Origin of the sequence: Psychromonas sp., from assembly GCF_047632995.1 — a bacterium.
Lineage (GTDB): Bacteria > Pseudomonadota > Gammaproteobacteria > Enterobacterales > Psychromonadaceae > Psychromonas.
This window is the reverse complement of record NZ_JBLIEK010000047.1, coordinates 1-26,638: the sequence shown is the minus strand read 5'-3', so window position 1 is coordinate 26,638 and position 26,638 is coordinate 1. Positions and strand designations below refer to the sequence as shown.

22 protein-coding genes are annotated in these 26,638 nt (G+C 43.1%); 7 read left to right on the top strand and 15 right to left on the bottom strand.

All coding sequences use genetic code 11. From position 1 onward, the window contains the following. The 3 genes from ACJAT7_RS09895 to ACJAT7_RS09885 form a co-directional block, all read left to right on the top strand. Positions 1-317, top strand: a 317-nt coding sequence (locus tag ACJAT7_RS09895; RefSeq protein ID WP_415226642.1) for a hypothetical protein, incomplete at its 5' end; no start/stop codon positions are given. Positions 318-699: 382 nt separating this feature from the next. Then, entirely contained in the window at positions 700-1,281 is a 582-nt protein-coding gene (locus tag ACJAT7_RS09890; protein WP_415226641.1) for a DNA-J related domain-containing protein, read from the top strand. Between the two features lie 1,784 nt (positions 1,282-3,065). Next, positions 3,066-4,910 (top strand): hypothetical protein, encoded by a 1,845-nt coding sequence (locus ACJAT7_RS09885; RefSeq protein ID WP_415226640.1) that lies wholly within the window; start codon positions 3,066-3,068, stop codon positions 4,908-4,910. Between the two features lie 766 nt (positions 4,911-5,676). Here ACJAT7_RS09885 and ACJAT7_RS09880 read toward each other — a convergent pair. The 13 genes from ACJAT7_RS09880 to urtA all read right to left on the bottom strand — a co-directional run bounded on the left by ACJAT7_RS09880 (position 5,677) and on the right by urtA (position 16,806). Beyond that, positions 5,677-5,865, bottom strand: coding sequence for a hypothetical protein (locus ACJAT7_RS09880; protein ID WP_415226639.1), 189 nt, complete (start codon positions 5,863-5,865; stop codon positions 5,677-5,679). A gap of 37 nt (positions 5,866-5,902) precedes the next feature. Beyond that, complete coding sequence (gene ureG, locus ACJAT7_RS09875; protein ID WP_415226638.1) at positions 5,903-6,514, bottom strand: urease accessory protein UreG; 612 nt, start codon at positions 6,512-6,514, stop codon at positions 5,903-5,905. 48 nt (positions 6,515-6,562) lie between these two features. Then, on the bottom strand, positions 6,563-7,261 hold the full coding sequence (locus ACJAT7_RS09870; protein WP_415226637.1) for an urease accessory protein UreF: 699 nt from the start codon (positions 7,259-7,261) through the stop codon (positions 6,563-6,565). Beyond that, complete coding sequence (locus ACJAT7_RS09865) at positions 7,251-7,712, bottom strand: urease accessory protein UreE (RefSeq protein WP_415226636.1); 462 nt, start codon at positions 7,710-7,712, stop codon at positions 7,251-7,253. The genes ACJAT7_RS09870 and ACJAT7_RS09865 overlap by 11 nt, the downstream gene beginning before the upstream one ends. Before the next feature lie 80 nt (positions 7,713-7,792). Continuing rightward, positions 7,793-9,496, bottom strand: coding sequence for an urease subunit alpha (gene ureC, locus ACJAT7_RS09860; protein WP_415226635.1), 1,704 nt, complete (start codon positions 9,494-9,496; stop codon positions 7,793-7,795). A 1-nt stretch (position 9,497) separates the two neighbouring features. Beyond that, positions 9,498-9,803 (bottom strand): urease subunit beta, encoded by a 306-nt coding sequence (locus tag ACJAT7_RS09855; protein ID WP_415226634.1) that lies wholly within the window; start codon positions 9,801-9,803, stop codon positions 9,498-9,500. Between the two features lie 11 nt (positions 9,804-9,814). Then, positions 9,815-10,117 carry an urease subunit gamma gene (locus ACJAT7_RS09850; protein ID WP_415226633.1) on the bottom strand — a complete coding sequence of 101 codons (303 nt, stop codon included), beginning with the start codon at positions 10,115-10,117 and terminating at the stop codon, positions 9,815-9,817. 25 nt (positions 10,118-10,142) lie between these two features. Further along, positions 10,143-11,051 carry an urease accessory protein UreD gene (locus tag ACJAT7_RS09845; protein WP_415226632.1) on the bottom strand — a complete coding sequence of 303 codons (909 nt, stop codon included), beginning with the start codon at positions 11,049-11,051 and terminating at the stop codon, positions 10,143-10,145. Positions 11,052-11,092: 41 nt separating this feature from the next. Further along, positions 11,093-11,788 carry an urea ABC transporter ATP-binding subunit UrtE gene (gene urtE, locus ACJAT7_RS09840; protein WP_415226631.1) on the bottom strand — a complete coding sequence of 232 codons (696 nt, stop codon included), beginning with the start codon at positions 11,786-11,788 and terminating at the stop codon, positions 11,093-11,095. Next, positions 11,785-12,600: an urea ABC transporter ATP-binding protein UrtD gene (urtD, locus tag ACJAT7_RS09835; RefSeq protein ID WP_415226630.1), complete on the bottom strand. Its 816-nt coding sequence runs from the start codon at positions 12,598-12,600 to the stop codon at positions 11,785-11,787. Before urtD ends, urtE begins: the two co-directional genes overlap by 4 nt. Continuing rightward, positions 12,597-13,763, bottom strand: a complete 1,167-nt coding sequence (gene urtC, locus ACJAT7_RS09830) for an urea ABC transporter permease subunit UrtC (protein WP_415226629.1) — start codon at positions 13,761-13,763, stop codon at positions 12,597-12,599. The genes urtD and urtC overlap by 4 nt, the downstream gene beginning before the upstream one ends. Continuing rightward, positions 13,763-15,412 carry an urea ABC transporter permease subunit UrtB gene (urtB, locus tag ACJAT7_RS09825; protein WP_415226628.1) on the bottom strand — a complete coding sequence of 550 codons (1,650 nt, stop codon included), beginning with the start codon at positions 15,410-15,412 and terminating at the stop codon, positions 13,763-13,765. Before urtB ends, urtC begins: the two co-directional genes overlap by 1 nt. Before the next feature lie 95 nt (positions 15,413-15,507). Next, entirely contained in the window at positions 15,508-16,806 is a 1,299-nt protein-coding gene (gene urtA / locus ACJAT7_RS09820; RefSeq protein ID WP_415226643.1) for an urea ABC transporter substrate-binding protein, read from the bottom strand. Positions 16,807-17,035: 229 nt separating this feature from the next. Between urtA and ACJAT7_RS09815 the strand changes: the two genes are divergently transcribed. Together ACJAT7_RS09815 and ACJAT7_RS09810 are read left to right on the top strand one after the other, a co-directional pair. Next, positions 17,036-20,401: an ATP-binding protein gene (locus tag ACJAT7_RS09815; protein WP_415226627.1), complete on the top strand. Its 3,366-nt coding sequence runs from the start codon at positions 17,036-17,038 to the stop codon at positions 20,399-20,401. Continuing rightward, positions 20,391-21,278 (top strand): response regulator, encoded by an 888-nt coding sequence (locus tag ACJAT7_RS09810; RefSeq protein ID WP_415226626.1) that lies wholly within the window; start codon positions 20,391-20,393, stop codon positions 21,276-21,278. The genes ACJAT7_RS09815 and ACJAT7_RS09810 overlap by 11 nt, the downstream gene beginning before the upstream one ends. 377 nt (positions 21,279-21,655) lie before the next feature. On the opposite strand, the gene ACJAT7_RS09805 is transcribed toward ACJAT7_RS09810, so the two are convergent. Further along, a complete protein-coding gene (locus ACJAT7_RS09805) occupies positions 21,656-22,567 on the bottom strand; it encodes a LysR family transcriptional regulator (RefSeq protein ID WP_415226625.1) in 912 nt (303 codons plus the stop codon). 186 nt (positions 22,568-22,753) lie between these two features. Here ACJAT7_RS09805 and ACJAT7_RS09800 point away from each other — a divergent pair, with 186 nt between their 5' ends. After that, positions 22,754-23,038 carry a hypothetical protein gene (locus tag ACJAT7_RS09800; RefSeq protein ID WP_415226624.1) on the top strand — a complete coding sequence of 95 codons (285 nt, stop codon included), beginning with the start codon at positions 22,754-22,756 and terminating at the stop codon, positions 23,036-23,038. 1,054 nt (positions 23,039-24,092) lie between these two features. Next, entirely contained in the window at positions 24,093-26,351 is a 2,259-nt protein-coding gene (locus ACJAT7_RS09795; protein WP_415226623.1) for an alkaline phosphatase, read from the top strand. Positions 26,352-26,418: 67 nt separating this feature from the next. On the opposite strand, the gene ACJAT7_RS09790 is transcribed toward ACJAT7_RS09795, so the two are convergent. Beyond that, positions 26,419-26,638 (bottom strand): hypothetical protein (locus ACJAT7_RS09790; protein WP_415226622.1); only part of this gene is annotated, 220 nt, incomplete at its 5' end.

The following is a 26,638-nucleotide window of genomic DNA, read 5'->3' as shown; positions in this document are numbered from 1 at the left end:
GAGCCTGTGAATCAGGGAAGCAGACAATTAGGCTTATCTTTGACAATCCTCAGATGCTTCAATGGATCAGATTGAACTTCGAAGAACTTGAGGTTGAACGTACGCAAGAATATGTTTTGCGCTGGTCTGTGGATGGCGGGAAATCGTATCAGGAAATAGTACGTCAACAATGGAACTTCAGTCCCGAAGGTGCAACCAGTGAGTGTGAGGATTATCAGGTAGAACTTCCGGCTGTCACTGTTCTTGAGTTAACCATCAATCCAGACATAAGTAATAAGCATACAATTGCGACTTTAAAGCGGTTACAGATTGCCTAACAGTGCGCGCGGAGCCTAGTGTAAACAGAATGGAACACAGATGCGCACAAACCTGAATTGGCGTTCAATTCGCGTTGTTTCCGTTTGTTAAAATAGATCCTCAATCCCAGAAAAATGGACGGGAATCCGTAGCTGCCTTGGTTTAGTTTATTTATAAAAAGGGTTGGATCTCCGCTTTTGTTGCTTTCATCTATCTCCGTGATTTTTATTTAAGATAGGCGTGCTATTCTCTGGCATATTCGCTTGGCTGTTTTGGCAGCAGAAAGATGGATCCAGATAATATTAAATATTTGTAAGGATTTTAAGAACGGTTCTTTTTTAAATAGCTTTTAATATCAGCGATTTTTATCTCAACAAATAAAACGAAGGAAGCCTGTAATCAGTGATAAATTACCAAAAAAGCACGTTGTTAAATCTTGTTAAAAGTCATCCACAAGGTATTAAAGAGTATGACTTATTGAAGCTGCTCGATGCGCAACAACCCAAAGAAAAGCAACTCTCTATGTTTGATCATTTCGCTTTATTTCAGCAACATTTTCTCTTGTTTCATGCGCTTTATAAACTTTGTGATCAGCAACACGCTGATCAAAAAGGGCATATCATTATTCAGGCACTTAACATTCAATGGTTGCCCTATCGGGCTGTTGCACAACAGCGAGCAAGTTTGGAAAACAGGGATCCATTACGAGAATATTATCTAGACATAAAAAACTTGGAAGATACTACAAGTGAAGATGTCGATGACTTACTGGCCGGTTTTTGGCACAATATGAATGATGATAGCGAAAAACTTAGTGCCTTAGCGCTATTTGAATTAGATGCACCCTGCGATTTAGCCACCATTAAAAAACGTTATCGACAGCTTTTAGCCACGCATCACCCCGATAAAGGCGGCTCCGTTGCAACAGCACAATCATTGAATGATGCGATGGCGGTTTTAAAACGTTGCTACGCTGAAAGCTAAAGCATCCTTTGTAGATATGTTAAAAGGCGCGCAGGGCGAATCACTCGTTCCCACGCTGCGCTTTGAAATACCGTTCGTCATTCTCGATATGTTTAGTCGAGAATCTCAATGCCTCGTTCCCACGCTCTGCGTGGTAATGCAAATACCGTATCGGTTATTCGTAAGCCTTCGCTTGTAAGCTTTGGGTGTAACTTTCATTATTGGTATTCCGCCCTTGACGGCGTGTTACTTTTCTTCTATTTCTGATCGTCATTCTCGAGATGTTTAGTCGAGAATCTCAATGAGTTTTTAACCTAGTGAAAATAGAAGGGCAGGCAGAGCTTTGCCCGGTATGATCATGTCGATAGCCGTATCGGTTATTCGTAAGCCTTCGCTTGTAAGCTTTGGGTGTAACTTTCATTATTGGTATTCCGCCCTTGAAGGCGTGTTACTTTTTCTCAACAGCAAGAAAAAGTAACCAAAAAGTGCCGTTCCGAACGTTTTTTATTCTTGACTGCTCAATCACTTTTTAACGCACCGGCTTGGACAGCACATCCATGTGCTGGGCCAAGCCTAATGAAATCATCCATGATTTCCTTTGCTAAAGTAATTTATCAGCCAAGAAAAACGTAAACGGAAAGTAAGACGCTAGCCGAATTGGTTTTGTTTATTTATAAAAAGATATGTCTCATATTTTTATTACTGGTGGGGGATTTGTTAAAAGGGGCGCGGGCATTAGCCCGCTTTACTCTGCAGCCGTATCGGTTATTCGTAAGCTTTTGCTTGTGAGCTTTTGGTGTAACTTTCATTATTGGTGTTCCGCCCTGACGGCGTGTAGACGATGAGAAACCGAAACGCAGTTTCGCAGTTCGAGAGAGTCATGCTCTCTCAACAGCAAGAGAAAAGTAACCAAAAGAGTGCTGCCCCGAGCCATTTTTTAATATTGAAATGCCCAACCGCTTTTTAACGCACCACCTCAGACATTACGTCCCTGTACTGGCTGAGGTTAGAGAAAACAGAAGGGCACGCAGAGCTTTGCCCGCTCATAAACTAAACTGTCTTTTAATTCGCTCCATGTTTTCCCTTGCTAAAGCAGTCGTTCATTTCAATAAAAATGGACGGGGAATCCGTAGCCGCATTGGTTTGGTTTATTTATAAAAAGGGGCGCAGGCTTTAGCCTGCTTGCTCGATGTGGTAATGCTGATAGCCGCACCGGTTATTTTTAAGCCTTCGCTTGTAAGCTTTGGGTGTAACTTTCATTGTTGGTCTTCCGCCCTTGACGGCGTGTCACTTTTTCTCAACAGCAAGAAAAAGTAACCAAAAAGTGCCGTTCCGAACGTTTTTTTATCTTGATAAATAAATCCCTTTTTAACGCACCAGCTCGGAACGCACATCCCTGTGCGTGCCGAACTTAGAGGAATTGATTGATCAAGAAAAACGTAAACGGAAATTGCCTAGCCGCTGCTGGTGGACTTATATGCTTGAAGATCGTCGTGTGTAATAAAAATTTAAGACTTGATCCTTCCTCCTTTATTTAGGAGGTTGTGAAGTGAAACCGTGTTTTACCTTGATTAAGTATTCTAGTTTTTTTTATAAATATACTTGTAAGCTCATGTTTTTTATTAAAACAGGGCATGCTCACAGAAATCAATATGTGATTAAGACAGAGTGGGGTGGCAATTCAGTCGAAAGTTGAGTATGTCCATTTGTAAATTGTTTAAATTCAATTTATTAACCTACAAAATGTTTGGGTGCTCATTTTTTCTCTTGCGTAATTAATTAAACTAACGGGGTATTCACCGCAAATGAAACTTAATCAAGTACTTTCGTCTATTAATCAAGTCGAAAAATCCAAGTTTATTTCTTGTCTAGATAAATTATGTTCAAGTGCTATGCATGATGACAAGCAATTGGCAAAATCCGTTAGTAAAATTGATGGTCAAATAAAAAATGCATCAGGTATTGAAATTACCGCCTTGTTTTCCTTGGTGTCATCATATTTCAAAAATGAAATAAAAGAGCAGATTACTATGTCTGGCCCACAGATTGGTTTGTTGATTAACATCTTAACAAGAGATGGTAATAGTATTGCAAGAATCTCTTGGATTGAAACATTATATAACAAAGAATGGAGCGACTTAAATAAATCATCTAAAGAACTTCAAGAAGAAATTAACTCAAGTGAAACATTAGATGATTTCAGTCGAGGAACACTTTTAAGTATCTATCAAGATTGCTTAAAAGTAGCATTTCTTAATGATGAAAAGATAAATCGTGAGGCTAAAATAACTGATGATGAAAGAAGTATTCTTAATATACTGGCCGATAGACTAAAAATTTCCATGGATGAAGCCTCAGCGATAGAGCATATTATTGATCCTTTACCAAAAAACAATGCGTTAGATGGTTTGAATGCCCTAAGAGAAATGGGTGTTTTATTCATTAACCGAAAACGTTCAGAAGTATTTATTGCTGACGAAGTGGTTACCATTCTTAATGAAATACAAGATAAAGAATTAGCCGATAAGCATACTTTGCGTATTCTTCGTCGCTTAAGTGATGCCGAGCTTTCAAACATATTAAAGCACTACGGGAAGAAAATTCGTGGTGTGGAAAGAGTAGCTAAAATTAATACTATTATTCATTCTCGCGTTGCAATCCGGCATATATTGCATCGAGATATTTTTGGTGTAAATGAAACTCAAAATCAAAGAAAAGAAAGACTTAAAACTTTAATCACTGATTTAGATTTGAATGTTGAAAAAATTGGCACAACACTTGATGATAGAATAAATGTCATAATCAAAACACTTAATCAATCTGCTAATGATGAATTTGAAGCACTGAGTGCCGCTGGTTTTAAAGAGTTGTATTCAACCTTACAAATTCACTTTCCGAAACTTGAAACATTATTAAAAAGTGAATTTGAACTTGAAGATTCAGAAGAACTTGATACAGATAAACTTCGTGCATTAAGCATAACCCCTGTTGATATTTTATACTTGCTAAGTAATGATCAAATTAAAGCTGTGCGAGATAAAATGTCATTATCAAAAAGAGGCAATGCACGGCAGTTGATTTTAGAGTCTTTTGCAAATGCCAATGACAAGTTAATTGAGAACTATTCTGCTCTTGCCAAAAGAGATTTAACAAATTTGAAAGCCGCAGGAATTGAAATAGCAGAAGCCGAAATTGGTGTTAAGTTTGAAGAAATAACAAAAGAAATATTTGAAACACTAAATTTTGTTGTTGATGAAGATATCCGTAAAACAATTAATACTGCCAAAGATAAGACCGATATTATTATTTCATTAAGCGACAATGATGTAATTATAGGTGAAGCAAAAACGTGTAAGAATGGTGATTTTGCTAAATATTCAACAACATCACGGCAAGTTAAAGCGTATGTCACACGATGTGAAAATCAAGGTAAACGAGTAGCACAAGTATTAATTATTGCCCCAAGTTTTTCTGATGATTTTATTGAAAGTGCTGAAATGGATACAGAAGTAAATATCTCTTTGCTTGAAGCTGAAGGATTGAAGTTGATTTATGATGCATTCAAAGCTCGACGTCACCCTAAGTTTTCGGCAAAGCTATTAACTAAAGGTGGTTTGTTAAAAGCAGAGTTAATTGCAAAAAATATTTAATTTTTTATATCCCAGTCGTAAAATTCGGGGGGGATGTTGTTGGTAATTTATATGTTATGGAATAATCCAATGCGTTTGTTTCATCCCCGCCCATCTTTCTTGAAATGACCAACCGCTTTAGCAAGAAAAATAATGGCGCTAATTGTACGCCAGTTCAGCTTGTGAGCGGGGGGGAGGCTCTGCCGTCCCTGTATACGCGAAGAGGGTCAGGTCTTTAAACAGACTGATTTTATTTAAATTCGTTGTATTAGAATTCCAAACCAATGCGGCTACGAAAATTTCCGTACGTTTTTCTTGTGCTGAACAAGCGCTTTAGCAAGGGAAAACATGGATGTTTTCACTAACCTCAGCCAGTACAGGGACGTAATGTCTGAGGTGGTGCGTTAAAAAGTGGTTGGGCAGTACAAGAATAAAAAACGTCTCGGAACGGCACTTTTTGGTTACTTTTTCTTGCTGTTGAGAAGCATGACTCCCTCGAACTGCGAAACTGCGTTTCGGTTTCTCATCATCGACACGCCGTCAAGGGCGGAAGACCAACGACGAAAGATAAAATATCAGCTCACAAGCGAATGCCTACAAACCAATCAGTTAGATTAAAAACGCATTGAGATTCTCGACTAAACATCTCGAGTATGACGATCAAAAACAGAAGAAAAGTAAAGTCGCCGTCAAGGGCGAAACTCCAACAATGAATTATCACCAAACGCTCACAAGCGAATGCCTACGATAAACAAAAAAGGCGAGCCACGCACGCCTTAGTTACTGCTTACTGATCTGCTTTCTGCTTCTTCTTGTTTTTAAAATAACCAACCGCTTTCACCGTAACAACAGCACATAATCCCCAGAAAACTGCATGATAAAAAAGATGCAGTGATCCTTCACCAAGGGCGTGATCTTCATGGGCAAAGGCTTGGGCGCTGAGTAGCAGGGTAAAGATAAGGGTAAAAAATTTCATGGTATTTCCTTTTTATTTGTTAGCGAGAATAGGGGGCTTATTTAAGCATCCCTTCGGTTTCAATAAAGTCGATAATTTCAGCTAACCCTTGCTTAGTTTTCATATTACTAAAGATAAAAGGCCGGTCGCCGCGCATTTTTTTCGAATCTCTGTCCATTACCTCTAATGACGCGCCGACCAAGTCTGCGACATCAATTTTATTAATGATTAATAGATCTGATTTGGTAATACCCGGGCCGCCTTTACGCGGGATTTTATCGCCCGCTGAGACATCAATAACATACAAGGTTAAGTCCGAAAGTTCCGGGCTGAAGGTGGCGCTGAGGTTATCACCGCCGCTTTCAACCAATACAAAATCAAGATTGGGATGACGCTCGTGCAGATCATCGATGGCCGCTAAGTTCATTGAGGCATCTTCACGGATGGCAGTATGCGGGCAACCGCCGGTTTCCACACCGATAATGCGATCTTCCGCCAGAGCATTATTACGGGTTAAAAACTGCGCATCTTCATGGGTATAGATATCATTGGTGACCACTGCCATATCGTATCTGTCACGCAGTGCTAAGCATAACTGGCTGAGCAGGGCGGTTTTACCCGAGCCGACCGGGCCGCCGACGCCGATTCTTAAAAGTTGTTTTTTTCTCATAATAAATAATCTCTCTGGTTAAATTTTTAAGATCTAAATTATTTTTTTTTAGGATCTAAATAATCGCGTGTATTGTGTTTCATGCCAGGCACTGGCCATCGCTAAACGCGGTAAACTGCCGCCGATTTGATGATCGTCTAATTGATTGGCTATACTCAGCAGACTCTCTACCTTTGCGCTTAAATCAAATAAAAGATTCTGTGCCTGCGTTTGCCCTAACGGGACTAATTTAGTCGCTGCTGCGACTTGATTATCGATATAGGTCCAGCAAAAACCGCTTTGTGCTGCGCTTAAATCCAGCTGACAAAGGTAAGCGCTGATCGCAAACACGCTGACAAAACTCAGTTCCGGTTCATTTAATAATTCTAAATAAGGCGAGCTGTCGAGGCTGTCGAGTTGCTTTAATAAACGCACAAAGGCTTTACCCATGGCCAGATCCGCGAAGCGCAATTCACTGCTTTCACGGCAGGCGATAAGCTGCTGATTAGCGAGCTTAAAGCCTGCAAAATCACTGTTATCTAAGGCCAAATAGAGGCGCTTTAAAAGTGCCAAATCGGTGCGCGCAAGCGACTCACTTAAGTTCAGCTCAATCCAGCTAAAGGTGCTCTTTTGGCAGTTTATCCAGCCCATCTCAACCGCATACTCCAAACCCTGTGAGAATGAAAACCCACCCACCGGTAAGTTGGCACTGCACAGTTGCAGTAAACGGTTAAGTTTTAGCGCCGCGCTTTGTTTATCAGCTGTCATGACTATGGCTATGATGGCCTTGACTGGCTGCGCCGTAGGCCCCATTTTCAGGCTCAAAAATAGCGGGCATATTATTAATCGATAAACCGTAATTTTCAGCCAGCTCTTCGAGTACATGGTCGGGTTTAAAACGCACCCATAATTCACCGATTTGCAGCGAGGTATGGCGGTTTCCCAGGTGGTAACAGACCTTACTGAAATTGAGCCAGTCGCTCCCCACCGCGGTGGAAACATCTTCAGCTTTACCTTTTACTTCAAGCAGTAAACCGCATTCTGTTTTTAATATCTCGCCCACTAAAAGGGGATGCCCGCGCTGCATAAAAATGGCGATATCCGCCCCATTATCTGTCACGCTTTTAATCCGCGATTTTTTGCGAGTATCGTGATCTAAGGTGATTGAATCACCAATTTCATCGTGGCTATGATCGAGTCTTTCAAATACTTGTAACATTGCTTGTTTATTCCCTATCTGATTTTTCTGCATTCAATAACACTTTTTTTGCACAGCGCAGACAAGCTACGCAGTACAAATTAAAATAGGCAGTAACGTTGTGCAAGCGGCAACTCAGTTGCTGGCTCACAGGTTAACAGCTCGCCATCAGCGCGCACTTCATAGGTCTGTGCATCCACTTCGATTTTCGGCTCCCAGTTGTTATGGATCATGTCTTTTTTGCCGATATTGCGGGTGTTTTTACACACCCCTACCATACGTGTCATGCCGATTTTTTCCGGCACGCCCTTATCAATTGCCGCCTGTGATAAAAACGTCATGGAGGTTTTCGCCGCCGCAGAGCCGAAAGATCCGAACATTGGGCGGTAATAAACCGGCTGCGGTGTCGGAATCGAGGCATTGGCATCGCCCATGGGGGCGGCGGCAATAAAGCCTGATTTTATGATCATTGCCGGTTTGATGCCGAAAAAGGCCGGTTTCCATAATACTAAATCGGCCAGTTTACCCACTTCAATGGAGCCGACTTCATGGCTGATTCCATGGCTTATCGCGGGATTAATAGTGTATTTGGCGATATAGCGTTTTATACGGAAGTTATCATTGCGCTCTGTATCTGGGGCTAATGGCCCGCGCTGCTGTTTCATTTTATGCGCAGTTTGCCAGGTGCGAGTGATCATCTCACCCACACGTCCCATCGCCTGCGAGTCGGAGGCGATCATACTGATAGCACCCAAGTCATGCATAATATCTTCGGCGGCAATACTTTCTTTACGAATTCGCGAATCGGCAAAGGCCACATCTTCAGGGATAGAAGGGTCAAGGTGATGACAGACCATCAGCATATCGAGATGCTCATCTATGGTATTGACCGTATAAGGGCGGGTCGGATTGGTTGAAGAGGGCAGTACATTGGGCTCACCGCAGGCGCGGATAATATCGGGGGAATGACCGCCGCCTGCACCTTCGGTATGGTAGGTATGGATAGTGCGGCCTTTAAATGCAGCCATGGTATCTTCGACAAAACCTGATTCATTTAAGGTGTCGGTATGAATGGCTACCTGCACATCATATCGTTCAGCAACGGATAAACAGTTATCAATAGAAGCCGGGGTGGTGCCCCAATCTTCATGGAGTTTTAATCCGCACACACCCGCTTCTATCTGCTCTTCCAGGGCTAGCGGTAAGCTGCTATTGCCTTTACCGAGAAAGCCAAAGTTCATGGCAAAATCGTTAGTGGCCTGCAGCATTTTATGAATATTCCACGGCCCGGGAGTGCAGGTTGTGGCATTGGTGCCTGTTGCCGGGCCGGTGCCGCCGCCTATCATAGTGGTGACACCCGACATTTGCGCCTCTTCAATCTGCTGCGGGCAGATAAAGTGGATATGCGCATCTATGCCGCCGGCGGTTAAAATTTTACCTTCACCGGCAATTACTTCTGTGCCCGGGCCAATCTCGATATCAATATTATCTTGAATATCCGGATTACCTGCTTTACCGATAATTGCGATCCGGCCCTCTTTAATTCCCACATCGGCTTTAACTATTCCCCAGTGATCGACAATCAGGGCGTTGGTAATAACCAGATCTACAGTCTCATAGCAGGACGCCTGACTCTGTCCCATACCGTCACGAATTACTTTACCGCCGCCAAATTTAACCTCTTCACCATACTGAGTATAATCTTTTTCAACTTCTAACCATAAATCGGTATCGGCCAGCCGCACTCTGTCACCCACAGTGGGCCCGAACATATGTGCATAGGCGTGTTTATCTATCGTAGCCATTTTATAGATCTCCTTGAATGTCGGCGCGAAAGCCAAAAACGCGGCGTTTGCCGCGATAGGCTATCAATGTCACTTGTCGTTGCTGACCCGGCTCAAAACGTATGGCGGTGCCGGAGGTGATATCAAGACGATAACCGCGACACTTTTCCCGCTCAAATTTGAGGGCCGGATTGACTTCATAAAAATGATAATGAGAGCCGATTTGAATCGGGCGATCACCTGAATTGGCAACTGTTACGATTAATTGCTCACAGCCTACATTTAACTGCAGGTCACCGGGATCTGTTTTTATTTCACCTGGGATCATAGTTTGCTCCGTTAAATAATTGGGTTGTGTACGGTTACCAGTTTAGTGCCATCGACAAACGTGGCTTCAACTTGTACTTCCGGAATCAGCTCGGCAATCCCGTCCATTACCTGATCGCGAGTTAGTAAGGTGCGCCCGTAATCCATCATTTCCGCCACACTTCTTCCATCACGCGCCCCTTCAATGATCTCCATTGAGATATAGGCCATCGCTTCAGGATAATTTAGTTTTACACCGCGCTTTAAACGCCGCTCAGCCAGTAATGCGGCGGTAAAAATCAGTAGCTTGTCTTTTTCTCTGGGTAATAAGTCCATAATAATCTCTTCTTCTGTGTGCCAATTAGGTGTGCCAAATTCGCGGTTGAATAGCCGTTTTTCCAATCAGTAGCGGGCGCAGCAGTTGCCATAAGCTTATAAATAACTGCTTGCACTCCTGTGCGTGATGCCCTAGATAACGGATCACAAATAAACCGTTAATCTCTGTAATGCTGACTTTTTGCTGCGCGTTTTCTGCCGTTATTTTTTCCCGCAATCGTTCGACTAGATCTTTGCGCGTTGCTGGCGTATTTAAATTTTCCGGGGCATAGGCTAAAAAGGTAGCAAAAACAGTGTTACCTGCGAGACCAGCGGGATGCGTCAATAAATTATTGCCCGGCGACAGGCTGATACGATCATGGTAAATAAGTGTACCGTCACAAAACAGGCGGTTTAACTGGCAGTATTTTCCTTTAATAAAGGATTGCTCTGAATCGGGCAGTCCCAAACAGGTGATATCCCAACCGAGATAAACACTCGTCGAAGTTAAGTTGATATCAATCATATTAAAGCCATCCGCACCTTCATAAACAATCGTTTCCTGCGGAAAATTTTCACATCTGGCCTGCGCTTCAAGGTCAAATTGGGTGATTTGAGTTTGCTGTGAATCGCCGATATAAAGATCTTCACGGGCGCGGTAAAAACGTCCGGCGCCCGGGGTGGTAAATAACAGATGGGCATTTTTTTTAACGCTAACACCAATACGCAGCTCATCACCGGAAACTATTCCGGCGGGGGGATGGAGCAGATAAATATGCGCGCAGTCCGGCCCCTCGGGATAAAAGGCTTTCTGCACCGACAACGGCCCTTTACGCTGGGTGCGCGTTAGCTGCGTACCAACAGAAGTATCGCTAAATTCCAGCATTAAATGCGCTAGCCACTGGTTTTTTGGCGGTGCAGTTAGCGTCGGTTTTGTTATTACAGTGGTTAACATGGTTAAATTAATTATCCTTAATTATCCCGAGATGAGGTTATTTAGACTGCTAAGTATTGACCGACCAGTTGATCGGTTAGTTCCTGCATCTCGCCGGAGGCGATAACCTGTCCTTTTTCCATCAGATGGAAATATTCACCCACCGCGCGTGCAAAGGGGAGTTTCTGCTCAACCAAAATAATGGTCATTCCCTGCTCTTTATTTAACTTTAAAAGCACATCGCGGATCAGCTGCACGATATTGGGCTGGATCCCTTCATTGGGCTCATCCAAAATTAGAATATCGGGATTGAGCACTAACGCGCGGGCGATGGCCAGTTGCTGTTGCTGCCCGCCGGAGAGATCGCCGCCGCGCCGGTGGATCATCTCTTTTAGCACAGGAAAAAGTTTAAATATGTGAGCCGGTATGGTTTTACTGGGTTGCCGTGAACAATTTAAGCTTATTTTTAAATTTTCTTCAACGCTCAGCTGCGGGAAAATATGACGCCCCTGCGGTACATAACCGACACCGATTTCGGGGCGCTTTTCGACGCTGCTTTTACTCATATCGTGACCGTTAATCATTAAACTGCCCGAGCTTAGCGGTAATAAACCCATAATAGTTTTCAGTAGGGTGGTTTTGCCGACCCCGTTGCGGCCCATAATGCAGGTGCGCGATCCTTTTTTAATATCAAGAGAGAGATCCCATAATATCTGCGTGCCGCCATATTTTTGATCAACCGATTTTAATTCAATCATAATTCAGCCTGCTCCTCACCCAAATAAACTTCCCGTACATCTTTATTTTCCTGAATTTCATCCATAGACCCTTCCGCCAATACCGCCCCCTGATGTAACACGGTGACGGTACGGGCAATGGAGCGCACAAAGGCCATATCATGTTCAACCACGACCACAGAATGTTTGCCTGCCAGTGATGTTAATAACTCAGCGGTGCGCTCAGTCTCTTGCGCTGTCATACCCGCAACAGGCTCATCAACCAATAACAAGCGCGGCTCTGCGGCGAGTAACATGCCAATCTCCAGCCACTGTTTTTGCCCGTGCGATAAACGTCCCGCCGGATAGTGGCGCTCGGCAACCAGCCCTATGGTATAAAGCACTTCATCTATTTTATCTTTCTGCGCGCCGCTGAGTTTATGAAACAGTGCGCTCCAGATCCCTTTATCGCCAGCTAGACTCAGTTCGATATTTTCAAACACGCTGAGCGCTTCAAATACCGTGGGTTTTTGAAATTTACGGCAGATCCCCGCGCGGGCAATCTGTGATTCATCGAGCTGCAGCAGATCTATCTGCTGCCCGAAACTGACTTTACCTGTGTCGGGCCGGGTTTTCCCTGTGATCACATCCATCAAGGTGGTTTTACCCGCCCCGTTGGCACCGATCAGGCAGCGCAGTTCACCATCTTTGATATATAAGTTGAGATCGTTAAGCGCCTTAAAGCCATCGAAACTGACACTGACCCCTTCCACATATAAGATCATGCCATGCGAGGTGTCCGGGCTAATCGACTCTTTAGAGGAGATTGGCATCCCTTTTTTATCTACTATCATGATTTAACCTCAGCGGCAGTGGGTGGCGCGTTGTTTGCTGGTAATTTATCTGTCTGTGCGGGGGGATCTAGTTTATTGACCACGCTAGCAAACAGACCTGCCAGCCCTTTGGGCAATAACAATGTCACTAAAACAAAGAGTCCGCCCAGTCCAAATAACCAGACTTCAGGCATAATCGCGGTAAAACGTGTTTTCGCATAACTGACCACGACCGCGCCAATAATCGCGCCATATAAAGTGCCGCGTCCGCCGATGGCGACCCAAATAACAATCTCAATGGAGTTCAAAGGTGAAAACTCGCCGGGATTGATCATGCCCACCTGCGGGACATACAGTGCGCCCGCCAGGCCAGCCAGCATTGCCGAGACAACAAAAATCCACACTTTATAATGTTGGGGTTTGTAACCGACAAAACGGACTCTGTCTTCGGCATCGCGAATCGCTGTGACCACGCGGCCCATTTTTGAATTGACAATAAAATGGCTGACTGCATACCCAAAAGCCAGTGCAACGGCGGTGGCGACAAACAGCGCCAGTTTGGTATCGGGTGACTGCAATGAAAAACCAAAAATCTCTTTAAAATCGGTTAAGCCATTATTGCCACCAAAGCCCATTTCATTACGAAAGAATGACAGCAGCAGCGCATAGGTCATCGCCTGCGTCATAATCGACAGGTAAACGCCGCTCACCCGAGAGCGAAATGCCATGCTGCCGAAAATGTAAGCAAGTAGTCCGGGGCCGGCAAATACCAACAACACCATCATCAGTATGCTATCCGATCCCGCCCAGTACCAAGGCAGTTCAGTCCAGTTAAGAAATACCATAAAATCAGGCAGTTCCGGGTTGCCGTAGACGCCGCGATCACCTATCTGGCGCATCAGATACATACCCATAGCATAACCGCCGAGCGCAAAAAATGCGCCGTGGCCCAAGCTTAAAATGCCGCAATATCCCCACACTAAATCGACCGCTAAGGCGAGCAGGGCATAACAGAGATATTTGCCGAGCAGGCTGACCGTATAATCACTGACATAGAAAAAAGAGCCTGGTGTAAAGGCTAAGTTACACACTGTCACATAGAAGGTTGAGATAAATAAAATCGCAATCACAAAATGTAAACTGTTGAGTTTTTTAAAAGCTGCTGAATCAAGTAAATTTTTCATTATTCAACCGACCTCCCTTTTTGAGGAAACAAGCCTTTAGGTCGTTTTTGAATAAACAACACTAATCCGACCAGCACTATGATATTAGCCAGAACAGGCCCCATCGATGGCTCTAAGAATTTGTTAAAGGTGCCCAACGTCATTGCGGCCAATAATGTGCCCCATAAGCTACCGACACCGCCAAATACCACCACCAGGAATGAATCGATAATATAGGCCTGTCCTAAGTTAGGGCCGACATTGGTTAACTGACTTAACGCCACACCCGCAATTCCTGCGACCCCCGATCCTAAGCCAAAGGTGATCGCATCCACCCATGAGCTTTTGATACTTAGCGCGCGCGCCATATCGCGGTTTTGCGAAACTGCACGCACATGCAAACCTAAAGAGGTTTTTTTCAAAATCATTAATAAAGAGAAGAACACCATCAGCGCGAACAAAATAATATATAAGCGGTTATAGGTTAATGAAAAGAGAGGATTAATCTCCAGTGAGCCACTCATCCACTGCGGTGCTTCCACCTGACGGTTGAGCGGTGAGAAAACCGTTCTTACTAATTGCTGTAAAATCAGGCTGATCCCAAATGTTGCCAGAAGCGTTTCTAACGGGCGTCCTTTTAAGAAGCGGATCACGCCGCGTTCAATTAAAATACCGACTAAACCGGAAACTACAAAGGCGGCGGGCACCGCCATCAGCAATGAATATTCAATTAAGTTTGGAAAGCTTTGCTGAATCACATAGGTGGTATAGGCGCCGAGCATCATCATTTCACCGTGTGCCATATTAATCACACCCATCACGCCGAAGGTGATGGTCAGCCCAATCGCTGCCAGTAATAAAACCGATCCTAAGCTTAAGCCAAAAAAGAGATGATCAAGCAGTTGGTAGAAATCACCGTCCTGCTCCATTTTACCTATCGCATGAGTGAGTGCGTTGTGCAGTTCGCTCTTGTTTTGTGGAGCAGATAAGTCCTGCTGCGCAGATAATTTATTAAGCTGTTTTACCAGCGCATTTTTAACCGCCGGCTCCAGTCTGCCTTTTAACTGGCTAATCGCCGCGATTTTTTCAGCTAGCGTGCCTTTATCTAACTGCTCAACAAGCAGCACTACCGACATCAGTACGCGTATATCGTTTTTCTGTTCTTTTTTTATTAATCGCGTAACGCTGGCAATGCCTGTTTTATTCGGGTTATCTAAAAGTTGCTTAACGGCCTGTAGGCGCACCGTCGCAGATTTGTCGGATAAATCGATATTGGCTAATAGCTCGCGAATCTGCCCGCGGATGCGGTTATTGGTTCTGATTTTCTTGAGTGCATAAATAGTGACGGGTGCTAATTCGCTGGCATTTAAAACAGACGTTAAATTATAGGTTTGTTGCTGGTTTTCCTGTGCATAAACAAGCTCATGAGCCGACTTAAGGTAATACAGTTGGCCCTCCATCAAGTTCAGCAACAGCTCAGGTACCTGCGGTGCTGATTGGGCTGCGATTTCATCTACTAAAGGTGCCATCTTGGACAATCTTGTTGTTGGTAACTGCGCAATCAGTACTTCGAACCCGGTATTGTTTTCTGTTGCCGGGGCATCTGCATTAGTGGCAAAGGCATGCAACGAGATGAGGGAAAAAAACAACAGGGAAAATATTCGTAACATTAGTTATTCCTTAATGTTAAAGAATTTACTTCTTATAAAAAAGAGAGGTATTGCTACCTCTCTGATAATCACTTTATATTAGCTTTTGCTTCGTACTATTCACCTGAACATTTAGCTGTTTTGATGTTGAAGTTACCGCAGCTAACGGGGGCCGTCCAATCTGAGATCAACTCTTTAGAGCTTGGTAAAAAGTCAGACCATGCATCACCGATAACCGTATCAGGTGTTGACCAAACTACTTCAAACTGGCCATTGTCTTGAATTTCGCCAATCAGTACAGGCTTAGATAAGTGGTGGTTTGAGTTCATTACCGCAATACCGCCGGTTAAGTTAGGTATAGCTATCCCGATCATCGCTTGTTCAACCGCATCAACATCTGTAGTACCTGCTTTCTCAACCGCTTTCACCCACATTTTGAAACCTATATAGGTCGCTTCCATGGGATCGTTGGTTACGCGTTTATCATTACCGATAAATTTTTTCCAGCTGGCGATAAATTTGTCGTTTTCTTCTGTTCTAACACTTTGGAAGTAGTTCCAAGCGGCCAAGTGACCTACTAGCGGCGTGGTATCAAAACCAGAGAGTTCCTCTTCACCCACAGAGAATGCCATCACAGGAATATCTTCAGCTGAGATCCCCTGGTTGCCTAGCTCTTTGTAGAAGGGGATATTTGCATCGCCGTTAATGGTTGAAACTACGGCCGTTTTCTTGCCAGTTGAGCCAAATTTTTTCACATCCGCAACAATATTCTGCCAATCTGAATGACCGAAAGGGGTGTAGTTGACCATAATGTCTTTTGCTTTGACCCCTTTTGATAACAGGTAAGCTTCTAATATTTTATTGGTGGTACGTGGGTAGACATAATCGGTGCCCAGTAATACCCAACGTTCTGCGCCGATATCATTCATCAGGTAATCAACCGCAGGAATCGCTTGCTGGTTTGGCGCAGCACCGGTGTAAAATACATTTCGCGAGGACTCTTCCCCTTCATACTGAACCGGATAGAACATCAGTCCATTGAGCTCTTCAAGTACAGGTAGTACAGATTTACGTGACACAGAGGTCCAGCTACCAAAAATGACATCTACTTTCTCTTTGGCCAGGAGTTCACGTCCTTTTTCGGCAAATAGCGGCCAATTTGAAGCCGGATCAACCACCACCGCTTCGAGTTTTTTGCCCAGCAGTCCGCCTTTAGCATTTTGATCCGCTATCATCATCAGCACGGTATCTTTAAGTGTTGTTTCACTGATAGCCATGGTGCCTGATAAAGAATGTAATACGCCAACTTTGATGTTCTCCGCAGCATAGGTTAAATTGGTCATTAACCCCGTTGCAACAATTGAACTGGCTAAAATAAGCTTTTTAAATTTCATAGTGAGTTTCCTTTTCTTTATCATTAAGTATTAAAACTTTTTTATCGGCTTAAATGGCCGGCTTCAAAATCTTAATCACAACCTTATTCCGAGTGGGTTTAGTATCCAGTAATTTAGACAACCATTAAATGCGTAAAAGCGCGCAATAGACTACGTAAAACTACGCATATAAATAGCCATATTAGTGATGTAAAATAGTTAACCCTTTGCCCGTAAATCAAACCGATTAACCTAAACCAAGTCGTATATTATGATCGCGAATCAAAAAATAATAAAAGCACGCCGCACCTATAATAAGCTCGTGGCGAACGAGATGATGGAGGATTTTGCGTTACGTTTTACGGCCAGACGTGCCAGAAAATGGTCATTAAACCGTATCTCTGTGACCGCATTAGGGACCATCTCTTTTCTGGTATTAGAGGCGATTGGCGGGGCGATCACGCTTAACTACGGTTTTGAAAATTCGGCGTGGGCTATTTTGGCGGTGACTTTTATTATCTTTTTCACCGGGCTGCCGATCAGTTATTACGCGGCAAAATATGGGGTGGATATCGATCTGCTCAGCCGCGGCGCCGGATTTGGTTATATAGGTTCAACCATTGCTTCCCTTGTCTACGCCTCTTTTACTTTTATCTTTTTTGCCCTTGAAGCCTCCATTATGTCCATGGCGCTGCAAATCCTCTTTGGATTGCCCTTATCAATCGGCTATATCGTCAGCGCACTGTTGGTCTTGCCGTTAGTGACACACGGTATTACCTATATCAGCCGTTTTCAGGTGTGGACGCAGCCCCTGTGGATTGCACTGCAGCTGCTACCGCTGTTTTTTGTTTTTACACACGCCGACGCTCAGCTCGATGCTTGGATCAACTTTACCGGCAAGGCTGGGGAGTCCGGCGCATCATTCAACTTGTTATTGTTCGGCGCGGCATCTGCTGTATTGCTGTCGTTAGTGGCGCAGATTGGCGAGCAAGTTGATTTTCTGCGTTTTTTACCTGAAAAACCGCAGCAGGGAGCTTGGCGCTGGTGGTTGGCGCTGATTGCTGGTGGACCTGGTTGGATTTTTTTTGGTGCCCTGAAACTGTTTTTAGGATCGTTTCTGGCTTACTTTGCGCTAAAGCAGGGGATAGCAGCCCCGCTTGCGGGCGATCCCGCGCATATGTATCAGCTGGCCTACAGTTATGTTTTTGCCAATCCCCATATCAGTATGATTGTCGCCTGCTCCTTTGTGGTGATTTCGCAGTTAAAAATCAATGTCGCCAATGCCTATGCAGGATCGCTGGCATGGTCAAACTTCTTTTCGCGGGTGACCCTGACTCATCCCGGCCGCGTTGTGTGGATGCTATTTAATGTCGCGATTGCTTTATTGCTGATGGAACTGGGGATTTATCAAACCATTGCCAGCATGTTGTCAGTTTATTCGGTGCTTGTTTTGGCTTGGCTGAGCTCTGTGGTTGCAGATCTTGTTATTAATAAACCCTTGGGGATAAGTCCCAAGCATATTGAATTTAAACGTTCCCATTTATACGATATTAATCCGGTCGGTGTTGGTTCAATGCTGATCGCTTCACTGGCGGGCTTTAGCGCGCATCTGGGCTGGTATGGGGAAACCATACAAGCGTTGGCATCCTTTATTGCCTGTTTTTTACCTTTTATCACAGTGCCCTTGATAGGTTGGTTAAGCAAAGGCAAATATTATTTAGTGGCGAACAATAAACCCATTATTCATAAGATTACGACCTGCCATATTTGCGAGAACGCCTTCGATCCTGAAGATATGACGTTTTGCCCGGCCTATGGCAAAGCGATCTGCTCGCTGTGCTGCAGTTTAGATGTGCGTTGTGGCGACAAGTGTCGCCCGAACGCCACGCTCTCACAGCAGGCTCATGATTTTTTCAGCCGTTTTTTAAGCGCGCCACTGCTGACTAAATTGGCCACCCCTCTGAGCCAGTTTCTTGCGGTGACTTTCGCATTAAGTTTTATTGGCGCCGGTATTTTATTTTTGATCTATCTGCAAGTCCCTCTGGACGATCCCCGCGTCAAGCAGCTCTTTGCCAGTACTTTAGTGAAAATATTTTTTCTGCTGCTTATTATAATAGGGGTGGTGAGCTGGCTGTTTATTTTGGCGCGCAGCGGCAATCATACAGCGTTAAAAGAGTTACGCTCACAAACCAACGCGCTGGCCAAAGAGATCAACGCTCATGAGCAGACAGCATCTGCGCTGCAGGGAGCCAAAGAGGTAGCGGAAGCGGCCAATGAAGCGAAAAGCCGGTATCTCGCCGGATTAAGTCATGAATTGCGCACGCCGCTCAATGTATTATTGGGTTATGCTCAGCTACTTAGTCGCGATCAGGCTCTGCCAGTAAAGCAGCGAGAAATGGTCGCCATTGTGAAACGCAATGGCCAGCATCTGGCGGATCTTATTGAAGGTCTCTTGGAAATATCTAAAATTGAAGCTGGCCGGGTTAATCTGCAGCGTGATGAATTTAATTTAAAAGCTATTTTGCAGCAACTGGTGGATATGTTTCAGATGCAGGCGAGTAAAAAAGGGCTTAAATTCTTTTATCTTGCCAGCCCCAATCTGCCTGATTATGTGGCCACAGATAAGCAGCGGCTGCGACAAATTCTGATTAATTTAATTTCCAATGCCATTAAATACACCGAGCAGGGGTCGGTCACGTTTAAAGTCACCTATCGCAGTGAGGTGGCACATTTTAGTGTGATTGATACGGGCAGCGGTATTTCGAAAAGTAATCAAGAGCTGATTTTTAAACCTTTTGAGCAGATTAGGAATACCCATACGCAAGCTATTAAAGGGACGGGGTTGGGGTTAACTATTTCTCGCTCACTGGCGGAGCTGATGGGCGGGGAGATAAGTTTAAGCAGCAAAATAGGTCAAGGCTCGACCTTTAATTTCCGTTTAATGCTCTTTAAATTACATAAAGATCCGAAAGAGCCTGAATTTAATAAATTGCAGGCGACAGGCTACAGCGGCAAAAAACAGACCCTGTTAGTGGTTGATGATGATATTAATCAGCGCGACCTAATGTCGGCACTGTTAAAGCCGATCGGTTTTGAGGTGTTACTGGCCGAAGACGCGCAGCAAGGTTTTACGCTGTTAGAAGAGCGGGATATTGATCTTATTTTATTGGATGTGCAGATGCCGCAAATGAATGGTTGGGAGATGGTTAAGCGAATACGTGAAAGTCATTATGGTATGCCGGTACTGATGGTCTCGGCAAATGCCCGTGATGCCGAATATAATTTACAGGCAGAAGGTTACCATAGCGGCTATATTGCAAAACCGATCAATCTCGATGCCTTACTGGGCAAAATAGCGCAGTTATTGAATCTGGACTGGCGCTATAAAGAGAGCGAAACAGACCAAGCCACCGCTATTTACAGAGCAGATAAACCTTTAGTGCCAAGCGAGCAGTACCAAGCCTTGATCGCCTTGGCTGAAATTGGTTATTTGTCCGGTTTTAAAGATAAATTTGCCGAGATAGAGTCTCAATATTGCTATCCTCCCGAGAGTGCATCGCAAATCAAGGAGTATGTTGAAGTGTGTAATTTCCCTAAGATCATTGAGTATTTAAGAGAGTTAAATCATGAAGCATGAGAGTAGTGATGTTGTTTTAGTGGTCGATGATTCTCCTGAATCTTTAGGCATGCTCAATGTTGCCCTTAATAGCCAGGGCTATACGGCATTGGTTGCACTAAATGGCTTGCAGGCGTTAGCTATCGCCGAGAAAGTGCCGCCTGATGTGGTGTTATTAGATGCCATGATGCCGGAAATGGATGGCTTTGAAACCTGTCGCCGTTTGAAGCTTATTTTGCCTAATACACCGATTATTTTTATGACCGGATTAACTGATGTTGAAGATGTGGTTAAAGGCTTTGAAGCGGGTGGGGTCGATTATGTTACTAAGCCTATTTCACCCGATGAAGTGATTGCGCGTATTAAAAGACATATTGAAACCGCAAAATTGGCATTAAGCGCGCAGGATGCGCTCGATCATGCAGGTAAAAATGTATTTTGCGTCAGCGAGTTAGGTCGTCTGTCTTGGGCAACGCCGTATGTGCATGCTTTAATAGAGCAAACATCCCAAGAGGATCCCAGTCCGTGGGCAAGTATGGCGCTATTAATAGAGAACTGGTTAAAAACGGATAGAGCACAAAATCTGAAAATAAACTGTTTTTCAGAGCAGATCGAAGTTTATTACGAGCGCCAGCAGGAAAAAATGCATCTGTTGCGCATTGTCCAAAAAGCAGCTCAAAAAAATCCGCAAGATTTACAAAATAAGCTTCCAATAACTAAACGTGAATCAGAAGTGCTGTATTGGGTCTCTTACGGTAAAACAAGTTGGGAAATTTCACTTATTTTAACCATGAGCCCGCGTACTGTTAATAAACATTTAGAGCAGATTTATAAGAAATTGGGCGTTGATAACCGTACCTCAGCAGCGGCTATTTCAATTCGCATACTGGAGGCTTAATCACCTCGATTTTTTTGTCGAAGAAGCAAAGCAAATACCGTTCGTCATTGTCGAGATGTTCAGTCGAGAATCTCAATGAGTTTGTAACCTGTGGAAACAGAAGGGCACGCAGAGCTTTGCCCGCTCATAAACCTAAACTGTCGTTTAATTCGCTCCATGTTTTCTCTTGCTAAAGCAGTCGTTAATTTAAATAAAAATGGACGGGGAATCCCTAGCCGCATTGGTTTATTTATAAAAACATCTGGCTGCCCCCACTTTTTTGTTGTAAATAAGTTATTGATATTAAATATTTTGTGGTGGTTTTTTTATTTTATTGTGACTTGTGAACGAGACTTCTGAAGTATTATGTGATGCACAATCTAGTCGGCATTTTTGTATTAGCCGAGCAGTGATGAAAGAAACTCGATCGGGTTGTTCATACGCTCAAACATCATGTCACGAAACGCTACAACTCTGGCAGAAATCAGTTTTCTATCCGACCACACGATATCAACATTGCCCGACGGGCACTCTACATCTTGTAGTACTTCCTCCAGCTCTCCATTTTGCTCAAATATCTTTAAATCTACTGATGGAATAATGCAGATCCCTAAACCTGCTTTGGCTGCCTGAATGGTCAGCCTGAGACTATTGATGGAATATTTTGGATTCACTGGTACTTTAAAGGCCTGCCCCTTCTGCTTGAGTTCCAAATAAGGAATGCTACGGGACGCCAGCAGATGGTGCTTGAGCAATTCCTCTACTTGAGTTGGCTTACCGTGTTTTTCTAAGTAACTTGGTGCTGCGGCAAAGGATAGCGGACTCTCAAACAAGCGACGTTGAACTAGGCTAGGTGTCTGAGCAGGAGTGGTGACTACGGCTAGGTCTATTTGATCATCAAAAAACCTTTCTGTATCGGATGAAAAATGAATATGAATACTCACATTAGGGTGAGTATTCATAAACTCAATCGAGAGCGGCTGCAAATAATAGTCGGCGAACGCTTCAGAGCAAGAAACATGGATATCCCCCGTCAATGTTGTCTGGCTGTTTGACAGCTGAGTCCACTGATCATCGATCTGATGAAAAATCGATGCAAAACGTTGATAGCACTCTTCCCCATCGGTGGTGAGTTGAAATTTTTTGGCATTTCTATGCAGCAATTTATCACCTAAAACCTCTTCTAGTTGCGACACCGCGCGAGACAATGTCGGTGCAGATACTTTTGTCTGCAAACTTGCTGCCGTAAATCCACCACACTCTACAGATTGGCAGAACCAGTAAAGGTTTGAAATATCTTTGGCTTTCATCAATACCTACCTAAATGACCATTTATTCAGCGATTTAGAATAGCTTCAATATTTCATATTTGCAAGTTTATAATTCACAATCAATCATTTATGAATGGTTGAAGTGAGGTTAAACTAGTTGTTAAGAAATGAGCGATAACACAACAAACACTCTCATATTTATTAATTACCAATAAGGAAAGCAATATGAAATCACTTATTAAAACTATCGTTATCACAACAACAGTTCTATCGATGAACGTTTTTGCAGCCAGTGCTATGGAAAGCTTAAGTATTAAAACGATAATGCAAACCATGACACCAGCGCAAGTTGAAATGACGCTAGACAACTGGAAGAGTGAAGAGATGACTCACATTGAACAGCGAGCACAGTTAGTCTCAGACGGATTATCACTTAATCATCGACGTGAATTAGTTAAACAACAGATCGAACGTGAATACAGTCAAACAGCGAAAACATTTGGTTTGTAAGGAATATCAGGGAGTAGATTGCTCCCTTTTTTTGGCCTTCGTCGGTCTTACATCAGAAGCTAATAGTTTTTAGGTAATTAATAAAAAGAAAAGACAGCCACTTTTATTTTATTGTAAATTCAATATATTAGAATTGTATACCAATGCGGCTACGAAAATTTACGTTCGTTTTTCTTGTGCTAAAGCAGCCGTTCATTTCAATAAAAATGGACGGGGAATCCGAAGCCGCATGGGTTTGGTTTGTTTATTGAAATGTTTGGATGTTCCCGATTCCCCCCGATTTTTCCATTTCTGATCGTCATTCTCGAGATGTTTAGTCGAGAATTTCAATGAGTTTTAACCTAGTGAAAACAGAAGGGCACGCAGATTTTTGCCCGCTCATAAACCTAAACTGTCGTTTAATTGCTCCATGTTTTCTCTTGCTAAAGCAGCCGGTAATTTCAATCAAAATGGACGGAGAATCTGTAGCCGCATTGGTTTTTTTTATTTTAAAAAAAGCTTTGGGTGTCGTCTTTATTCTCGAGGTTGTGAAGTAAAGTGTGTATTTATATTGATTAAGTATTTTTGTTTTTTTTATTAACGTACCTGTAATATCATGTTTTTTTGGCAAAAACGGGGCGGGCTCACAAAAATCAATAGATGATTAAGGCAAAGTGGGCCGCTTATTTAATCGAAAGTCGAGAATATGCATTTTTTGAATTGTTAAAATTCAATAAATTAACCTTGAAGGTTTGGGGGGGGACTTTTCCTCCTTGTTACTGTTTTTTTTGTCATGTTACCTTCATTTTTTTGTCACATATTTGTTATAGAGTTTAACAATCAATACATTAGTTATTTGCGGGATTAATTAACTTTGCGACTTTACTTTTTATAATCACAAATTTACTAAGCAAATATCTTTTATGTTGTTAATGGGTCAATTATTTACTCTGTTTTTTTATTGTTTCTTGTTCGAAATTAAAACTAACCAAACTGACTTTTTTACCTATTCAAATTATGAAACTTATTATTTGAATAAAAACTTATTAAGTAAATCAATATATAAGGAAATAAAATGCAAATAAGGAATGTTACTAAAGTGTTATCGAGTGTGCTTCTCGCTTCGGTCGTGATTGGCTGCTCAGATGATACTGAGGTTGTTTATATTACGTCACCAATTACGGCGCCAATTACTGCGTCAATTGCGGATCGCATCGATCTAGGTCCATTTAAATGTACAGATGCAGAATTAGCTGAGGATGCTGCTAAAGATTGTCGTTTGTACATTAAAGGTTCAATGAACAGTTGGTCATCTCGTCCTGAAGCGCAATTGCATTATCAAGGTGAAGGAGAATATATTGCCTTGTTTAGTATGAAACCAGGCGATTACTCATTTAAGATATCAGATCCAAATTGGAGTGCTGAACGCGATTTGGCGATTGGCCAAGATGCTAATGCTGGAGTGGTATTTGATACAACGATGGAATTGCAACGTAAATACGATGATTTTTCTAATCAGAATATGGATATTACAGTCGCCAATGATGAAGACCAAGTGTATCGCTTTACCTTAGATTCTTCAGAGGGTATTAATAATCCAACCTTGAAGATTCAAAACATCACCGCGTTCGATGCTGATGATCTAACTAAACCCATGTATTTAGTCGGCACGTTTAATGATTGGACCGCTTCGGAACGTGACGTTTTTTCTTACACTGGTGCGGGTAATTATCAAGTACAAGTGACCTTTGAAAAAGCGGGCACAGTTAGCTTTAACGTACACCAAGGCATCACTGATCCACTTGTTTATGGTTCTTTAGATAATAAACCAATTACTTTAACTGAAGGTGCATCATCACTTACAACTTACCCTGGTGGTAAAATGTCTGCTCAGATAGAAGCGGGCACTTATGTATTTTCTTTATCGGTACTCGGTGACGGGCAATTAGCGATCCCACTCTCTATTGCCAAAGTAAAAGCGGTTGCAGGTCATGATACGATTACCGCTGCAAATGTAGCAACTAACTTGACAGCTGACGGAAGTCGCTTTGCGAGTTCTTTCGATTGGGTTACCAGAGGTGATATGGAAGTAGTTTTGAGTGATGATAATACTCAAACGCCAGCTACTAAACGCCAACTAGCCAGTGCAGATAGCTTAGGTCGTTATACTGTGACCCTTACTACCAACCAAGGTCTTGCTTCCGAGTCTAGCGCTAGCCATGATGTAGATGTTATTGAAATTAAAAAAGCAAAAAACATTGTAATGATGATCGGCGACGGTATGGGATATGAGCAAATTGCAATAACCAGAGCGTATAAAGGGGAGGCATTATTTCTTGAATCAGGTAAACATCGTGGTGAAATTAAAACTGCGAATGCTGATACATTAGGTTACGAAGATCTCCCTGATGTAGGCGGTAACTACTACACCGATTCAGCTTCTGCTGGTACGGCAATGGCGACTGGACGTAAGGTTCTTACTGGTACAATTTCTCAGGCATATCCAGGTAATGGATCTGATTTGAAAACTGTTTTGGAATATGCACAAAGCTTAGGTAAATCGATAGGTATTGTCGCAACGTCACATTGTGTGCACGCAACGCCTGCTAGCTTTGCGGCGCATGGTCCAACCAGAAATGATTTTGCTGCACTATCTAAAAGTATGTATGGTGAGGTGAAACCGAACGTAACACTATGTGGTAGCAAGCAAGTGGACGGAGTGGATGTGATTAGCGCGGAAGCAACTAAATCGGGTTACACTGTGGTTAAAACCAAAATGGATTTAATCTCTGCTGTAGCAGCTTTACCTGCAAGTGATGACGGTACGGGGATTTTCTTTGCTGGTATTTTTGGTGAAGACGAAATTCCTTTTGTGTTACCGCTAGGTGAACAGAAAAGTTATGAAACGCAAGATATCCCGCAGCTTAATGAAATGACTGATGTTGCAATAGAGATATTATCGAAGAACCCTAATGGTTTTGTGTTGATGGTTGAGGGGTCTCAGATCGACTTTGCTGGACATAACAATGATGAAGAACGGATGATTCATGAAACTCTTGCCTTTGATAAAACAGTTGAAGCAGTCGCTCTTTGGGCTGAAAATAGCGGAGATACAATGGTTATCGCTACTGCTGATCATGAAACGGGGGGGCTACAGCTTCAAAAATCCAATGGAGTAGGTAATGTACCTGAAGTGACTTGGTTATGGGGAAGCCATACCAATGCCGATGTTCCAATTGCTTCTTGGGGTATTAACTCGCATGCTTTTGTCGGACGTACAGTAGAAAATACGGCCATTTACAATGTAATGCGTGGTGCCTTAGATGCTCAATAAGTGAAGAATGATGTCTTACAATAAAAAGAAAGAAAAACCATTTTTATTGTACAAATAACTCAATAGATCAGAGTGCCAGACCAGTGCGGCTACGGAAATTTCCGCACGTTTTTCTTGAATAATCAATTCCTTTAGCAAGTGGAAACAGGAGCGAATTGAGCGCCAGCTCAGGTTTATGAGCGGGCAAAGCTCTGCGTGCCCTTCTGTTTCCACTTGGCTCAACACGCACATCAATGTTCGTTCCGAGCCGGTGCGTTAAGAAGTTATTGAGCGGACAAGAATAAAAA

What these genes read in the sequence shown, in the direction of transcription:
- ACJAT7_RS09885 (WP_415226640.1), top strand. Translation starts at nt 3,066, where the DNA reads ATGAAACTTAATCAAGTACTTTCGTCTATTAATCAAGTCGAAAAATCC.
- ACJAT7_RS09880 (WP_415226639.1), bottom strand. Translation starts at nt 5,865, where the DNA reads ATGAAATTTTTTACCCTTATCTTTACCCTGCTACTCAGCGCCCAAGCC.
- ureG (WP_415226638.1), bottom strand. Translation starts at nt 6,514, where the DNA reads ATGAGAAAAAAACAACTTTTAAGAATCGGCGTCGGCGGCCCGGTCGGC.
- ACJAT7_RS09870 (WP_415226637.1), bottom strand. Translation starts at nt 7,261, where the DNA reads ATGACAGCTGATAAACAAAGCGCGGCGCTAAAACTTAACCGTTTACTG.
- ACJAT7_RS09865 (WP_415226636.1), bottom strand. Translation starts at nt 7,712, where the DNA reads ATGTTACAAGTATTTGAAAGACTCGATCATAGCCACGATGAAATTGGT.
- ureC (WP_415226635.1), bottom strand. Translation starts at nt 9,496, where the DNA reads ATGGCTACGATAGATAAACACGCCTATGCACATATGTTCGGGCCCACT.
- ACJAT7_RS09855 (WP_415226634.1), bottom strand. Translation starts at nt 9,803, where the DNA reads ATGATCCCAGGTGAAATAAAAACAGATCCCGGTGACCTGCAGTTAAAT.
- ACJAT7_RS09850 (WP_415226633.1), bottom strand. Translation starts at nt 10,117, where the DNA reads ATGGACTTATTACCCAGAGAAAAAGACAAGCTACTGATTTTTACCGCC.
- ACJAT7_RS09845 (WP_415226632.1), bottom strand. Translation starts at nt 11,051, where the DNA reads ATGTTAACCACTGTAATAACAAAACCGACGCTAACTGCACCGCCAAAA.
- urtE (WP_415226631.1), bottom strand. Translation starts at nt 11,788, where the DNA reads ATGATTGAATTAAAATCGGTTGATCAAAAATATGGCGGCACGCAGATA.
- urtD (WP_415226630.1), bottom strand. Translation starts at nt 12,600, where the DNA reads ATGATAGTAGATAAAAAAGGGATGCCAATCTCCTCTAAAGAGTCGATT.
- urtC (WP_415226629.1), bottom strand. Translation starts at nt 13,763, where the DNA reads ATGAAAAATTTACTTGATTCAGCAGCTTTTAAAAAACTCAACAGTTTA.
- urtB (WP_415226628.1), bottom strand. Translation starts at nt 15,412, where the DNA reads ATGTTACGAATATTTTCCCTGTTGTTTTTTTCCCTCATCTCGTTGCAT.
- ACJAT7_RS09815 (WP_415226627.1), top strand. Translation starts at nt 17,036, where the DNA reads ATGATCGCGAATCAAAAAATAATAAAAGCACGCCGCACCTATAATAAG.
- ACJAT7_RS09810 (WP_415226626.1), top strand. Translation starts at nt 20,391, where the DNA reads ATGAAGCATGAGAGTAGTGATGTTGTTTTAGTGGTCGATGATTCTCCT.
- ACJAT7_RS09805 (WP_415226625.1), bottom strand. Translation starts at nt 22,567, where the DNA reads ATGAAAGCCAAAGATATTTCAAACCTTTACTGGTTCTGCCAATCTGTA.
- ACJAT7_RS09800 (WP_415226624.1), top strand. Translation starts at nt 22,754, where the DNA reads ATGAAATCACTTATTAAAACTATCGTTATCACAACAACAGTTCTATCG.
- ACJAT7_RS09795 (WP_415226623.1), top strand. Translation starts at nt 24,093, where the DNA reads ATGCAAATAAGGAATGTTACTAAAGTGTTATCGAGTGTGCTTCTCGCT.